The sequence below is a fragment of the Leclercia sp. LSNIH1 genome, from assembly GCF_002902985.1.
In the GTDB taxonomy this organism is placed as follows: Bacteria; Pseudomonadota; Gammaproteobacteria; order Enterobacterales; family Enterobacteriaceae; genus Enterobacter.
In genome coordinates this window covers 43,050-58,867 of record NZ_CP026170.1, presented here as the reverse complement: position 1 = coordinate 58,867, position 15,818 = coordinate 43,050, and the positions used below count along the sequence as shown (strand labels likewise).

The following is a 15,818-nucleotide window of genomic DNA, read 5'->3' as shown; positions in this document are numbered from 1 at the left end:
GGGTGACAAAGATGCTCTGACCCCCGGCTATTCCTGTCATCAGGCGTAAGCCGTCAGAACCAGGTTTCCATCTGCACACCGAAAGACCATTCGCCGCCCGAGTTAAAACCGTCACTGCCCAGGGCGTCATCGCTGGCGTAATTATTCAGTTTTTTGCTCCAGTCCATCCAGGAGGTATAGAAACGAATCTCCGGGCGACTGAAGAAATCACCGATACTGCCGACCTTAAATGTCGGGGCGAAGGTGAGCTTGTAGAAGCTACCGTTCACCGCCTGACGATCGTTATAACCTTCGGGTTTAAGATCCATGTACTGGTAGCTGCCTTCGTAGGCGAGAGCGAAATTCTGATTGATTGCCTGAATCAGACGCAGGTTGAATGTTGCCCACTGATAGCTGTCGCCATCGGCATAGCGGTCTTTACTGCGTTGCGCCAGCATTGCCGGGGCAACAGACCAGTTTTCGCTGAGCGGCGTGGTGCCGTAACTGGCAATGCGCCATGTGTCGGCTCCCGGACGAAGTGCGCCATCAGATCCGATACCTTTAACCTCTGCGCCCAGACCATGACCATAAAGCAGAGCGGTTTTACTGCTACCGTCGCGCAGGCCGTAGAAACTGTCGTTATGCAGGCCGAGCAGCGCATGCACGCCGGTGTTTGCCGCATCGCCTTTTACCAGATTGCCGTTGCTATCTTTACGCTCGTCGTTATCCTTCGCCCGCAGACCGCTGACCATCATCTGCAGCGGACCTGCGAAGTGATTCATGGTGAGGATATAGTTCTGCACGCTGTTGCTGGAATCATCAATGTCGCCGAAGTTACGCCCGTACAGGGAGAAATTACTCCGCAGGCCGTCGTTCCACTTCACGTCATAGATACCACCACCGGTACCGGCGAGGAACACGACATCAGAGTCAATCCAGTGAATATCGAAATTGTCGCGGTCGAAACGTTTCCCGGCCCACAGGGTGGAGCCCTTAAATGGCCCAGCGAACGTCGGCAGGTTACCCAATTCGACAAAGGCCTGACGAACGTTCAGATCGCTGGTGCTTGCAGTCCAGTCGTTATAAGAGGTTTGCCCGTCGGCGACCATCACCTTAAAGCGGGTCGTGGCCCCATTATCCAGGGTCTGCTTATGTTCAAGATTCATTTCAACATAGGTATCGGCCTGGTTTCCCAGACGGCCGATAGCTCCGCCGGTTTCACCTGCCGGCGTTATGTAGGCTCCGGATTTGGTGCTGGCGCCGGAATCATTCATTATCACGCCGGAGCGGGCGTAACCGTGAAACTCAAATCCGCTTTTGTCATCGGCTTTTTTCTCAAGTCTGGCGGTACGCTGAGCCACTTCCTGAGTCGAGTTCTGGTTTTTTTGCTGCTGCGCGGTGAGTTGCTGAACTTTTTTCTCCGCCGCCCCGGCGCGGTTTTCCGCCGTTTGCGCCCTGTTTTCTGCCTCCTGCAGGCGTTTTTCCAGCGCGTTGAGTCGGGCTTCAATGGTGCTTATATCCGTTTGCGCATGGGCTGAGGCAGCGCTGGTTAGCAAAGCGATAAGCATCGCAAGTGTGCTTTTTCTGTACATGCTGTTGGCATCCCAAAAGTAAAAATGGAAAATTATAATTTTTGCTAAACCGGTTTAGGCGCTATGTTAAGCCCGACCTTTGTTTTTCTTAAAACAAATATGCTAAACCGGTTTAATAAATGTGATGCATGCAACAAAGTGAGCCGCGCAAAGCGGCTTTAAGGATTAAAACTGACGGTTGAGATCGCGCTGATAGGGCAAGGCGGTCATCGCACCTTTGGCTGTGGTGGCCAGGGCGCCGCAGGTCTGTGCAAGCGTGAGTGTCGGTTCCAGTGCGGTCATGTCCGTTGGCATCCCGTTAGCCGCAAGGCTGGCGAGCAGTCCGGCGACAAATGCGTCTCCCGCGCCGGTGGTGTCCACGCTGGCCACAGGCCGGGCGTTGAAATGGGTAAACTTCTGCTGAAACGCGGCAAGCACCCCCGCTTTGCCCCGGGTCACCAGTAGCAATTCTGGCTGATAGCGCTCCGTTACGCTGGCGATTCCGTATGCTAAATCATTACTGCTGCTGATGAAGACCAGCTCCTCTTCCGATAGCTTTACCACGTTGGCCATGTGCAAAGCGCGATCGAGGCAGGCTAGCAGCAAAGCCTGATCCTGCCAGAGATCGGGACGAATATTAGGGTCAAAGCTGACCCGACCGCCGGCAGACCTGATGCTCTCCATCGCCGCGAAGGTAGTGCTACGGCTGGGCTCGGCGCTGAGCGCGATGGAGCAGACGTGCAACCACTGTCCGGCGGCAAACTGTGGCAGGTCTTCTTCAACCAGGAACAGGTCCGCGCTGGGGCGTACCATAAAGGTAAAGGTGCGTTCCCCCTGGTCGTCAAGGTCGACGACCACAGTGGACGTGCGGTGCTGATCGTCGAGATACATATGGCTGACGTCGACCTGCTCCTGTTGCAGGGTATGACGCATGTAGCGGCCAAACGGGTCACCGCCGACGCGGCCGATAAATCCGCTGTTGCCGCCAAGGCGGGCAACCCCTACCGCCACGTTAGCCGGCGCGCCTCCAGGGCACTGCAGCAGGCGCCCTTCGCTCTCCGGCAGCAGGTCCACCACCGCGTCGCCCAGAACCCAAACTTTTGCATTCATGCTAAAACCCTCCAAAGCTAAACTTAATTAAACCGGTTTAGCATATTAAATCACAGTGACCGAGTGGGTGGAACGTTCCAGCCGGAAAAGCGCGGCTCATGACATAAAAACGTGAGCCGCCTTATGAAATAGCGTTGATTTGACAGCTGTGAAGACTGACGTCCTGGACACAAAACGTTACTGAGCGAAGAAGGCCAGACGTTATCAGGTCGGTCATGTATGACTGCGGGCACTGCTTGCCAGAGCCGTTCCCGGATGAACTGGCGGATGAATTCAGATTAGTGAATTCGATGAATTCGGTTTTTTTTAGAATTATCGGTAAACCAATGAGTCGCGATATTTCCCCTGCTAATGAGTTCTTCTGAAGGCGCCATCAAACCTGTCGAGGTTTAGATACCTTGAACCGGCATAGAGGCGCGGCCGCTAGCCTAAACTGGATTTATTCCGTTCGGTGGCACCGTAGCCCGGTGAAGCCGGTAAAGGAGCAGAAGGGATCACCTGTCCCCACCCTTGCCCTATAAAGCGTTAATCCACTTAAAGCTATTCAGACGCTGAATTACGCGGCCGGAGTGGTCCCGACAAGGCGAAGCCGCTGCCGGGGCGTATCTCCGAGTTAGCGCCGATTGAGGCGCTTACGAGCGTGTATTCCTATACTTACCGGTGCACTATTTACAGCGGCTCATAACCTAGTTACAACATCCATCATTAAAAGCGACACTACTCCCGGGCTTCGCCCGGGGCGGCGGCGCTATTCAGGGTTAGTCTGGGCTCAGTTGTTGCCGCTGTGCACGGAATTCGATTATTGGTTGAGATGGGCTCTCTGATTCATATTTGTGAGGGTATTTCAGGTTGCAAGGGATGTAACTCTATTCTTATGTATGTTGTAACTATAATTTAAAAAAACTCATGGTCTTCTTAGGATCGTCAACAAAGTTATCGGTCCTGATTAATCTATGCGTCTTGTTTTTCCCGCCTCGGATTGAGCGTGATGCTATCTGGGGGCCGCTTGGAAAACGGAAAATATCCTACGTTAAGCCTGTTTTTTAAGCAGGAATGACAGGCAGCAATGAGCGAACAGCGGACGTTGACGTTCTTTATAAAAATTCGGTTTGTGTTGTTTTGCATTAGTTTAGAGACGAAAAATATTGCGTCGGTGATTTACCCAGCGCTTTTCTGAACATCGTAATAAACGCGCTGACCGAATCATATCCCAGCGTTCCGGCTACACGCTGCACGGACTGACCTTCAGCCAGATGGCTCAGGGCAATCATCAAATGCAGTTGCTGACGCCAGCGACCAAAGCTCATTCCTGTCGCCTCTTTTATCAGCCTGGCCAGCGATCGTTCGCTGGTGACCAGATGTGCAGCCCACTGCTTTAACGTTCGCCGATCATCAGGCTCATTAAAAAGTGCCTCCGCCATATTCCGGATTTTAGGATGATCGGATACGGGAAGATGGAGCGCTTCAACCGGCACATCCGGAATATGCTCCAGCAGCACCGCTGCGAGCCTGGCAGTTTTACTGTCAGGAGAATAAGCCTGTCCCTGCTCTGCCAGATACAGAACAAGCTCGCGGACCAGAGAAGTCATCGCCAGGGTACAGCAGATTTCCGGCATCGCTGCCGCGCCGGGTTCGATGAACAAAAAGCAGGTATCTGCATTCTTCGTGACCCGGCAACTGTGGGGAATTTTACCCGGAACCCAGACAGCATGTCCCGGTGGAACAAGCCACAGCGCATCCTCAACCTCACAGCTCACTGCACCGCGCAAAGAGATAATAAGTTGTCCCTTACGGTGAGAGTGCGGACTCTGACCTGCATACTCGCCTGACGATGATACATGCAGCGCGATAGCAGCCTGACTGAAAGCATCGGCATTAAACTCATCCGGTGAGGTCACCGGTTTTTTATTAACTGGCATGATTTAGTTATATGTTGTCAGATTATCTATATTCTGTAACTCATGCGTCCTTTAAAGTCTTTCTTTTTACCAGAAAAAGCAAAATTTATGTCCCACACTACGAACAAGTGGTCTTCAATCATACTTGTGACCGGCATCCTTTTTATAGCTATCAACCTGCGTGTTCCTTTTACCGCTATCGCACCCGTTTTAGAGTCTATTCGCCATGATTTTGGGCTAAGTATTACTGCCGTTGGGTTGCTTAACTCGCTGCCTTTGCTGGCCTTTGCCGCCTTTTCACCGCTGAGCGCATCCATCTCACACAAGTACGGTCTTGAACGCACCCTTTTTGGTGCCTTGGCCGTGATTTCAGCGGGCATCCTGCTTCGCTCCGCAGGCAGTGTCTGGGCGCTTTATGGCGGAACCATATTGATAGGTATCGGGATTGCCCTCGGCAATGTCCTGCTGCCTGGCCTTATCAAACGTGACTTTTCTGGCAACGTGGCTTCCGTGACGGGGGCATATTCCATCACCATGGGCGCGGCTGGTGCTATTGGTTCAGCCATTGTCATTCCTCTGACGCAGAGCTGGGGCTGGAACATCGCGTTAGCCATGCTGGTTATTGCACCGCTGCTTGCGTTGCTTTTATGGTTGCCCCAGTTAAAGATGAAGCATCAGTTGCCAGGAGAGGGTGAGAAAAAAGCGGCGACCGTCGCGGTCTGGCGCTCGCCTCTGGCATGGCAGGTCACCTTGTTTATGGGCCTGAATGCGATGCCGTTTTATGTTGCTGTCGGCTGGCTACCCGCCATTCTAACGGACAGTGGACTCTCCTCAGCCCAGGCCGGTGAAGTACACGGCATTCTTCAGCTGACCACAGCTATTCCCGGCCTGATTCTGGCGGCCACGCTGCGTCGCCTCAACGATCAGAAAGCAGCCGCTGCCGGCGTCAGCCTGTTAACCGCTGCGTCCTTTATCGGCATCCTATACCTGCCAAATCTGGCGATGCTGTGGGCTGCTCTTCTCGGCTTCGGCTCGGGTGCCAGTATGATGCTGGGCCTGACCTTCATCGGGCTACGTACCAAAAATGCCGGTGACGCCGCCGCGCTGTCAGGCATGGCGCAGAGCGTCGGTTATCTGATGGCGGCGATGGGTCCGCTGTTGCTGGGCAAAGTACAGGAGTTGTCCGGAGGCTGGACATTGCCATTACTGATGACCGCAGCAATCGCGGTCGCTGGTGCCTGCACAGGAATGGCTGCCGGACGAAATGCACACCTGGAACCGGCACAGCAGCCGGGCTGAATTTGCTGACACTGCAGGAGAGCGCTCTGTTCTCCTGCTGTGGATACTCTCCATTATCGTTCCGGTGATGCTGCCAACTTACTGATTTAGTCTATGATGGTGTTTTTGAGGTGCTCCAGTGGCTTCTGTTTCTATCAGCTGTCCCTCCTGTTCAGCTACTGACGGGGTGGTGCGTAACGGCAAAAGCACCGCCGGACATCAGCGCTATCTCTGCTCTCACTGCCGTAAAACATGGCAACTGCAGTTCACTTACACCGCTTCTCAACCCGGTACGCACCAGAAAATCATTGATATGGCCATGAATGGCGTTGGATGCCGGGCAACCGCCCGCATTATGGGCGTTGGCCTCAACACGATTTTACGTCACTTAAAAAACTCAGGCCGCAGTCGGTAACCTCGCGCATACAGCCGGGCAGTGACGTCATCGTCTGCGCGGAAATGGACGAACAGTGGGGCTATGTCGGGGCTAAATCGCGCCAGCGCTGGCTGTTTTACGCGTATGACAGGCTCCGGAAGACGGTTGTTGCGCACGTATTCGGTGAACGCACTATGGCGACGCTGGGGCGTCTTATGAGCCTGCTGTCACCCTTTGACGTGGCGATATGGATGACGGATGGCTGGCCGCTGTATGAATCCCGCCTGAAGGGAAAGCTGCACGTAATCAGCAAGCGATATACGCAGCGAATTGAGCGGCATAACCTGAATCTGAGGCAGCACCTGGCACGGCTGGGACGGAAGTCGCTGTCGTTCTCAAAATCGGTGGAGCTGCATGACAAAGTCATCGGGCATTATCTGAACATAAAACACTATCAATAAGTTGGAGTCATTACCGCCTGTCTGTTAAGTTAAAACTTTCAGTGGCATTATGCTATTTGGGCACTATCCCTTTTCATCCTCTCGGATCTCAAAAAGTTATCAACATATACACCGGTTAGATCCTATAACACGATCCTATTGAAGATCCTAAATGGATCCTTATAGTCCCAAACAGATCCCCGATCGCTGCAAGCCACGTCAGACAAGGCATTCAGAGGATTTGGGTGTGTCGTATTATGCAATAAGTGTGTCGCAACATGTAATTGGTGTGTCATGCCATGAGCAAAGTGGGTGACATCATGCTCTTGGTGTGTCATAACATGCAAAATGGTGTGTCGCATCATGTCAAATAACGAACTATCCACCTTTTGTGGATAACCTCGAATGGATTCTAACCACAGTGGTGTAACTATATGACTGATAACAATTTTATACCCTCCCAAATTACAAATGAAGGAGAGGTACACCAATTAACAGTCACAAACAATTCATCAGTTCAGCCAGCGATTTTACTGCGTCTGGGTGTCTTTGTTCCTGCCAGTCGTGCAATTCCTAAGGGGCAGAAGTCCGGTATAGATGTTTCTTCGTCGTTCTCCCAGCTTGAGTTCGCCCGTAAGGAAGGTTATGACGAAGTCAGGATCTTTGGTGAGCGACTGAACATATCAACGGACTTCAGCGTCTGGATGGGCATTATTGGTGCCTTCAGTAAATACGGCTTGAAATCAAATACCATCGAGCTGCCTTTCACTGAGTTCGCCGCGTTGTGCCAGTATGATTCTCGCCAGTTTAACAAACGTCTGCGTGACACCATTTTTGATGCTCTTACCCGGATTGGTACCAAGACTGTTCAATTCAACAGTAAGAAAACTGGAGATAAATTTTTTACTCAGCTCCTTAAGAGCGGTAAGTATACGAGAGAGTCCGATACAATCACGCTCCAGGCCGATGAGCGCCTCCATGAACTGTACCAGATTGACTACAACATCCTACTGCGCAAGCGTCCCTACCATATGCTCAAAGGTAAAGAAGTTGCTCAGACACTCTATACCTACATAGCAAGTCTGCCCGATAACCCTGCCCCAATTAGATTTGATCGCATCATTGAGCGATTGAATTTGACCTCTCCAGTAAAGGAGCAGAACCGGCTGATCAAGGCTGCTTTGAAGCAACTACAAGTCATTGGCTACATTGAGTATTCCATTATTAAAGATGGTCGAACTCTAACTGTGTTGATTCATAAGCGAAATAAAAAACTCAAAGAAATGGGGTCATAGAAGGTGGGTCACATTATGCAGGCGATCCAGTAATGGTGGGTCGTATCATGATTTTAGGTGTGTCATAACATGTTATCGTGGCACACTAGTATTCATGCCTGTTTTGTTAGGTTGATTTTTGTACCAATCCAAATGGACCCGCATGCTGTGACACACCTTTAGCATATCGCTGCCCACTTTTTCATGTTTATACCCAACATTTTTAAGATCCTCCGATGATCGTTTTTCTAAGCATGTTGCGACACACTTTATGCATGCTATGACCCACCTTTATCATTCTGGCTATTAAGAAGGTTATTCCCAATAAGTGCGGGTGATGCATTTATGAAAATTACATTTTGTAGAGGTCATGAGTACTGTTTTCAGCCGCCCTGCCCTCATGTATACAGTGTTTCGTCTGCATCAAGGAGGAAAGGGCCGCTCGGTATACGAAAAAGATACCCTACCATTTTGAATGGTTTGCAGTTAATTGTTGTCCAGTAATTTCAAACTTTCAAACTTTCAAACTTTCTTATGAGTTGAAGGATTCTGTTTAAAAAGTTATCAACTTTGCAAGATTTGATGCACTTTGCATTTTTTTAGTGGGTTTGCATATATTTGGTTGCTTTGCTTGTTTTATCAAGATTTAATATAATTATGCAAAGTTGATTTGAAGGGGTTTCAAATGGGATTAATGGATACGCTTAACCAGTGCATTGCAGCAGGACATGAGATGACGAAAGCCATCGCAATTGCTCAATTTAATGATGATAGCCCTGAAGCAAGAAAAATAACCCGTCGGTGGCGAGTTGGTGAGGCAGCTGACCTGATCGGTGTTTCATCCCAGGCTATTCGTGACGCTGAAAAAGCAGGACGATTGCCGCATCCAGATATGGAATTACGAGGACGCGTTGAACAGCGCGTTGGCTATACCATTGAGCAAATAAACCACATGCGAGATGTGTTTAGTACCCGCCTCCGTCGCCCAGATGAAAGCTTACCTCCGGTAATCGGTGTTGCAGCTCATAAAGGTGGAGTTTATAAAACTTCTGTCTCCGTTCATCTTGCTCAGGATCTGGCTTTAAAAGGACTTCGCGTACTGTTAGTCGAAGGCAACGATCCGCAAGGGACGGCCTCGATGTATCACGGTTGGGTTCCTGATTTACATATTCATTCTGAAGATACTCTCCTCCCCTTCTATCTCGGTGAACGAGATGATGCTTCATATGCGGTAAAACCAACTTGCTGGCCTGGCCTTGATATCATCCCTTCTTGTCTGGCCTTACATCGTATTGAAACTGAGTTGATGGGACGTTTCGACGAAGGAAAGCTGCCGACAGAACCTCACATGATGCTAAGGCTGGCCATTGAAACGGTAGCCCATGATTACGATGTTGTTGTTATCGATAGTGCTCCTAATCTTGGTATCGGCACAATCAACGTTGTATGTGCTGCTGACGTGTTATTAGTCCCTACCCCCGCTGAGCTCTTTGACTATACCTCTGCATTGCAATTTTTCGATATGCTCCGGGATTTGCTGAAGAATGTAGATCTACAAGGCTTTGAACCAGATGTCAGAATCTTGCTTACTAAATATAACAATAATAATGGTTCCCAGTCGCCTTGGATGGAAGAGCAAATCAGGGATGCATGGGGAAGCATGGTTCTTAAAAACGTGGTACGCGAAACGGATGAAGTAGGTAAAGGCCAAATTCGAATGCGAACAGTATTTGAACAAGCAATTGATCAGCGTTCTTCTACTGGAGCATGGAGGAATGCGCTCGCAATTTGGGAGCCGGTTTGTAATGAAATTTTCGACCGTCTCATTAAACCTCGTTGGGAAATCCGCTAATGAAACGAGCACCTATCATCCCTAAATCTATTCCTTCAGTCGTTCCTGTAACTACTGTATCGGCCCCTGCAGCTCCTATGGTAGACACACTAATTGCTCGAGTAGGCGCTATGGCAAAGGGTAATACTATTACCCTTCCCGTGTGTGGACGAGAAGTAAAATTTATTCTTGAGACCATACCCGGTGCAGATGTCGCCAGCTCAACTAAGGTCTGGGCTGGTAATGAACGTGATCAAGCTTTTCTAATAGAAGAGGCTTTGGACGATCTCATACCATCGTTCTTGCTTACCGGCCAACAAAATCCGGCGTTTGGGCGTAAGGTCGACGGTCATATTGAAGTTGCCGATGGTAGTCGCCGTCGCATGACTGCCATCTTTACATCAACTGAGTATCGCATACTCGTTGGTGCCCTTGATGACGAACAGATGGATGCTTTATGCAAACTTGGAAATGATTACAGACCGACAAGTGCTTATGAAAGAGGTACGCGTTATTCTCAACGTTTAGAAAAAGAATTTAACGGAAATATCTCTGCCTTGGCCGATGCTGAAAACATCTCAAGGAAAGTCATAACCAGATGTATCAATACTTCTAGGCTACCAAGAGATGTGATCGCCCTCTTCTCTCATCCAGGCGAGCTTTCCGCAAGGGCTGGCGAAAGTTTACAGAAAATCTTTTCTGAGAACGAAGCTCGTTTACTCGATGGGGCTTTTGAGCTATCAGAGAAGAGAAAAGCAGGTGTAGTACTTGAGGCTGATGAAATAATTCAATTTCTTACTGCCTTGCTTAAAGATTCCAGCAAGAAAGTAAATCAGGCCCCAGAAAAGCGTGAGTTCATTCCTGGAGCAACAGCGCGTTATAAAGGAAATAAAGTGATTATCAGCCTGGATCGTTCCAAACTTTCCGAGGAAGATATTGGGAAGTTTGAAGAAATGCTTGAGCTTTTAGCTACGAAGAAAAACAAGCATTAATTCGGTAGTTATCTTCCTGCTTTACCTTCTTCAAGACCATGGTTCAAATTCCTAATATGGGACCGTGGTCCCAACCCCTTAACTGGGACCGTGGTCCCAACCCCTTAACTGGGACCGTGGTCCCAACCCCTTAACTGGGACCGTGGTCCCAACCCCTTAACTGAGACCGTGGTCCCAACCCCTTAACTGGGACCGTGGTCCCAACCCCTTAACTGGGACCGTGGTCCCAACCCCTTAACTGGGACCACGGTCCCAACCCCTTAACTGGGACCGTGGTCCCAACCCCTTAACTGGGACCGTGGTCCCAACCCCTTAACTGGGACCGTGGTCCCAACCCCTTAACTGGGACCGTGGTCCCAACCCCTTAACTGGGACCGTGGTCCCGACCCCTTAACTGGGACCGTGGTCCCAACCCCTAACTGGGACCGTGGTCCCGACCCCATAACTGGGACCGTGGTCCCGACCCCTTAACTGGGACCGTGGTCCCGACCCCTTAACTGGGATCGTGGTCCCAACCCCTTAACTGGGACCGTGGTCCCGACCCCATAACTGGGACCGTGGTCCCGACCCCATAACTGGGACCGTGGTCCAATCTAGTCAGCTCGCATCAGATTATGAATTTTTAAACTTTACCTTAAAAGTTATCCACTGAATCGGTGGGTAAGCCTGTGCACAATGTGTCAGGAAAAGGAGTATTAACTGAGCTCTCAGTGCTTGAAAAAAGGATGTCATGTAGTCCGGCTTACCGCGGGACCTACACGGTGTTATGGCCACGCATCGAGTGACATTCGTGCAGACTGCGGCAAACGCCGTGCCTCTAATCTAGCCCGACCGCTGCGGCTGCAAGGGTGCGCTTGTCCGTCATCCTCGCCCATCGCAGTTATTATCTAATGTCTGCAGCCGGTCTTCCCGTCGTTCTCTCGCTCACTATCCGCTCGATAACCGTACAAGCTGCCTAGGATATTTTCTGCGCCACGGCCTCCTGTAACGCCCATTGCATTCTCCACTATTCGTCGGGCTTCGTTTCGGCACGGCGTAAGCCGGAACTCAGACGACATATACCACGGAGGAATTTTCATGAGCACAACAACACCGGCTGTATACGTTGGCACTTGGCACAAATACAACTGCGGCAGCATTTTCGAAAAGTGGTTCGACTTGACCGATTTGACGGAAAAGAGGATTTTCTCGAATCCTGATATGCCCTGCATTCAAACGAGCACGATCCGCAACTCATGTTCCAAGACTGGGAAGGTATTCCGGCCTGTTGAACGAGATTCCATAGTTGCTTCGTAGTTACTTTGATTTTGAAGCCTACGCGCGTGACTTGTTCAGCGGCGGTCTGGTGTTTGTCGACGGTAATGTGTTCAACAACTGATTAGGACGGGCAGGGGGATCCCCTGCCGCTAAGGAGAGCATCATGAAACTCGATCCACAGACCCTTGGCATATTGCGTCAGTTCAAAACATGATTAATACCAGCCGTCGTGATTCAGGTCAGGGGAAACTGACGACCGCGTAGGTAGTCGATAAAATTTGCTACTTCATGACCTGTCATTGTTGAGTGTATATGGGCGGACACTTCATTTTGAAGGTTGGGAAGGGGTAGGGCTACGGCAGGTGGTTAAGCCGCTATAAACCTGGCAGGCAATCTGCCCACCTGTGCTGTCTGTAGCCCGTATGTGCGGATGAGATTAAGCTTGATGACGGGATATTACAGGGTCGGAGGCGCGTATAAGTGATGCAAATAATGCGAAGTTTTGAAAAGAAGACCAAGACAAGGTTGCTGTAGACCTTGTCACATCCGCTGTTGCATACAAGAATGTATGAATATGCCGGTTATACCTGAAGCGGTGGCCAGAGAATAACCGTAACATCTCAAAGAATATTTTAACGAGCGGGTGCGTCTCTATCGCATCAGTACGTTGCTGCCGACCGCAAATAATCTGCGATATATCGAAATGGCTGAAGCCCATAAAAAGTAGAAAGATCTTTTCAGGAGGCGATGTCGAGAACTCCCTTCACCGGGACTTTTGCCTGAGATTCTAACCATCCTTAAGTCAGGTCTTTACGCAAAAGGCGCTGGTAAGGGTCTGAACCTTAGGTGGAAAGGAATTACTGGTTAGCAACATCACATCTTAATGACATCGCAAGTTAGCAATATAACAAATTCATAAGGTAATAATATTATAAAACAACAACTTGATAATTTTTTTAATTCTTGAGGTTACAATTGACGTCCGGTCGGGCTGTCATGCTTCATACAGAGCCAACGATGCTGTCTCTGCCAAGCTCCTCTGGGGCAGCGGGTGTCCATCCCATGACGCAACATCCATGCTCGCAGGAGCCGGAATGGCTGCGCCGCTCAGTCGCGCCGCTTCCTGCGCTTCAGGCATGGCATCAATGCCGTTGGTGTTATCGATGCCATGCAGAGGGCAATGCGCGCGGCTTACGTCATTACGGCGTGTCCCTGCCCATCTCTCACCGTATGCCTTTTCTCCGTTTATGGCTCTCCTGCCGGGTGCTGATAGCACCACAGTCTTCTTGGTTGACAAACCCTTTCGCAATATATTTCCCCCGGCCATTCCGGTTCGCTTCATTAGACCGGAATAAATTTCCCGCTTGCCCCATACAGCTGCGTCTGCCAATGATGTTTACGCCCCTGCGGCGAAGGGTCTCAAACGGATGAAGTGCATTTATCCGTGGAAAAAAAACAGTGGTTTACCATAAAGCGTTAAAGCCGCGGCTCCGGAAACTCAACGGATAATGTGGTTTTTGAAGGCCAGACCCTGTTCAGAAGGAGGTGTGTAGTGAGCAAAACCCTGAAGGAATTTCATAGCCAGCCGGAGGTGCAGTATGTGCCCACGCCTGGAGATGTGGAATTGATGTAGCCCCCTGAAACACCAGACAGTAGCTGTATCTCCAGATAAGAGATAGGCTTGAATATATGTCTAACACTAACGCCAATTTTGAGATGACCGGGATCCTGTTAGGGCAAGAAGTCCGTAAACGTAAAACTCCTCAGGAGAAGATCGCCATTATCCAGCAGACGATGGAGCCGGGCATGAATGTCTCCCATGTCGCCCGCCTGCATGGCATCCAGCCCAGCCTGCTGTTTAAGTGGAAGAAGCAATATCAGGAAGGCAGCCTCACCGCCGTTGCGGCCGGAGAAGAAGTTGTTCCAGCTTCTGAGCTTACTGCTGCTCTGAAGCAGGTCCGGGAGCTTCAGCGCCTGCTGGGCAAGAAGACGATGGAAGTTGAGATCCTGAAAGAAGCCGTGGAGTACGCTCAGTCGCGAAAATGGATAGCGTACGCGCCCTTGTTGCCAAAGGACGGGGAATAGCGCTGGTCAGCCGCACCATGGGCGTGTCGCGTGCGCAGCTGTCACTGCGAATTAACCGTTCTGCCGACTGGCAGGACAGGCGCTGTAACCGGCGTGATGACGAAGCAGACGCTGAAATACTGTCAGAGATCCTCGATATCATCAGCGATATGCCCAGTTACGGCTATCGCCGTGTGTGGGGCATCCTGCGTACGCAACGTCGTACAGAGGGACTGCCCCCCGTGAACGCCAAACGGCTTTACCGGCTTATGAGCGAGCATAATCTGCTGTTACTGCATGACAAACCAGAGCGGTCGAAGCGTGAACATAAGGGCAAAATCGCGGTGGCAGAAAGCGATATGCGCTGGTGTTCAGATGGCTTCGAGTTCGGCTGCGACAACGGTGAGAAGCTGCGGGTCACGTTCGCGCTGGACTGCTGCGACAGAGAAGCCATAGACTGGGCAGCGAGCACAGGAGGCTACGACAGTTCGACGGTGCAGGATGTGATGCTGAGGTCGGTGGAAAAGCGCTTCGGCGACGGGCTGCCGACCACACCGGTTCAATGGCTGACGGATAACGGTTCAGCATATACCGCGCATGAAACGCGGAGGTTCGCCAGAGAGCTGAATCTGGAGCCGTGTACAACAGCGGTGAGCAGCCCGCAGAGCAATGGCATGGCCGAACGGTTCGTGAAGACGATGAAGGAAGACTATATCGCGTTCATGGCAAAACCAGATGTGAGAACAGCCCTGCGAAACCTTGCAGCAGCGTTCACACATTACAATGAAAACCACCCGCACAGCGCGCTGGGCTATCACTCCCCGAGGGAATATCGGCGGCAGCGGACATCGTTAACTTAAGATACAAAAGCTGTCCGGAGATGGCGGGTCAAGATCACCTGGAGATGTGGAATTGGCGGCCGTCCTGAATGCCGGGCTGAAAAAACGGCTCTGATGCTGCCGGAAGGGGCATTAACCCGGGAAGAGGCAGTGGCGGCGCAGTATACCAATGTGATGATTGAAGACGATCAGGAGGCACATTTCCGTCTGACCATTCGTTACTACAACGGACGACTGATGGCGCGGGTGTGAAATTTCGAACCCGATGCGGGGAACCACCTTAACCGCTACATCAGACACGCGGCGACCTCACCAGAGCAGGTTCAGTAAGAAAATACCCTGTCGGAGCGCCAACTCCGCAGGACCGACAATCGTGAATATCGGAGTGGTACTAACTATGTCAGTAACAGATGTTAAAGCAAGAACCGTAAAAAAGGCCAGCGTAAAGAAACCAAACAAAGCCTAACTGGCTGCACTTCAGGCGGCGATCGATGCTGCGCAGACCGAGACTGTTCCGCTGTCTGATCTCGTTAAATCCTCCTTCACCGTCCGAACCATCCTGTGTTCCTTAGACAGCGTATGCAGCCTGGCTGAAACCATCGCCTCCGTCGGGCTGCTGCAGAACCTGATTGTCCATGACATGGATGACGGTAAGTCTGGCGTGACAACAGGTGGCCCGCCGTGTGAGCGCGATGCATTGGCTTGCGGAAGAAAACTGACTCGGCGCCGTTCAACCTGTCACGGTGAAGCGCGTGTCTGTCTGATCGACTGGCTTTTAAGCTTATGCTAAGCAGGTGTAGATATTTGGCATATGTATAGATTTGACTTCTTCGAAGTGATAAAAGTGCGCATGCGATAGATGTAAAAATGCTCTATATAACTCAATTAATCTTTACTTCAACAAGCATC

9 protein-coding genes and 2 pseudogenes are annotated in these 15,818 nt (G+C 50.7%); 8 read left to right on the top strand and 3 right to left on the bottom strand.

What is annotated here, in order from left to right; genetic code table 11:
• Positions 1 to 53: 53 nt before the first annotated feature.
• The 3 genes from C2U54_RS24760 to C2U54_RS24750 form a co-directional block, all read right to left on the bottom strand.
• On the bottom strand, positions 54 to 1,571 hold the full coding sequence (locus C2U54_RS24760) for a carbohydrate porin (RefSeq protein WP_001393599.1): 1,518 nt from the start codon (positions 1,569 to 1,571) through the stop codon (positions 54 to 56).
• Positions 1,572 to 1,736: 165 nt separating this feature from the next.
• On the bottom strand, positions 1,737 to 2,660 hold the full coding sequence (locus C2U54_RS24755) for an aminoimidazole riboside kinase (RefSeq protein ID WP_000992321.1): 924 nt from the start codon (positions 2,658 to 2,660) through the stop codon (positions 1,737 to 1,739).
• Between the two features lie 1,124 nt (positions 2,661 to 3,784).
• Entirely contained in the window at positions 3,785 to 4,579 is a 795-nt protein-coding gene (locus C2U54_RS24750) for an AraC family transcriptional regulator (protein ID WP_004958543.1), read from the bottom strand.
• A gap of 87 nt (positions 4,580 to 4,666) precedes the next feature.
• On the opposite strand from C2U54_RS24750, the gene C2U54_RS24745 reads away from it, so the two are divergent.
• The 8 genes and pseudogenes from C2U54_RS24745 to C2U54_RS27395 form a co-directional block, all read left to right on the top strand.
• Entirely contained in the window at positions 4,667 to 5,857 is a 1,191-nt protein-coding gene (locus tag C2U54_RS24745; protein WP_103181189.1) for an MFS transporter, read from the top strand.
• A 118-nt stretch (positions 5,858 to 5,975) separates the two neighbouring features.
• Positions 5,976 to 6,673, top strand: a protein-coding gene (locus C2U54_RS24735; protein WP_225988001.1) for an IS1-like element IS1A family transposase whose coding sequence is annotated in 2 segments (ribosomal slippage) — positions 5,976 to 6,225 and positions 6,225 to 6,673 — 699 coding nt in all. Because the reading frame shifts where the segments join, the coding sequence is not laid out codon by codon here.
• Positions 6,674 to 7,086: 413 nt separating this feature from the next.
• Positions 7,087 to 7,947, top strand: coding sequence for a RepB family plasmid replication initiator protein (locus tag C2U54_RS24730; protein ID WP_103181188.1), 861 nt, complete (start codon positions 7,087 to 7,089; stop codon positions 7,945 to 7,947).
• Positions 7,948 to 8,611: 664 nt separating this feature from the next.
• Positions 8,612 to 9,778 carry a plasmid-partitioning protein SopA gene (sopA, locus tag C2U54_RS24725; RefSeq protein ID WP_103181187.1) on the top strand — a complete coding sequence of 389 codons (1,167 nt, stop codon included), beginning with the start codon at positions 8,612 to 8,614 and terminating at the stop codon, positions 9,776 to 9,778.
• The gene (locus tag C2U54_RS24720) at positions 9,778 to 10,749 is read left to right on the top strand and encodes a ParB/RepB/Spo0J family plasmid partition protein (protein ID WP_103181186.1); all 972 of its coding nucleotides are present in this window, start codon (positions 9,778 to 9,780) and stop codon (positions 10,747 to 10,749) included. Before sopA ends, C2U54_RS24720 begins: the two co-directional genes overlap by 1 nt.
• A 1,071-nt stretch (positions 10,750 to 11,820) precedes the next feature.
• A pseudogene (locus tag C2U54_RS27875) lies at positions 11,821 to 12,127 on the top strand (antirestriction protein ArdA).
• A gap of 1,595 nt (positions 12,128 to 13,722) precedes the next feature.
• Positions 13,723 to 14,930 (top strand): IS3 family transposase gene (locus C2U54_RS24700; RefSeq protein WP_103181205.1). Its coding sequence is split into 2 segments (ribosomal slippage): positions 13,723 to 14,044 and positions 14,044 to 14,930, totalling 1,209 coding nucleotides; the frame shifts between segments, so codons are not numbered across the junction.
• 93 nt (positions 14,931 to 15,023) lie between these two features.
• Positions 15,024 to 15,158: pseudogene (locus C2U54_RS27395) on the top strand (DUF905 family protein); the annotation flags it as partial.
• Positions 15,159 to 15,818: the final 660 nt, after the last annotated feature.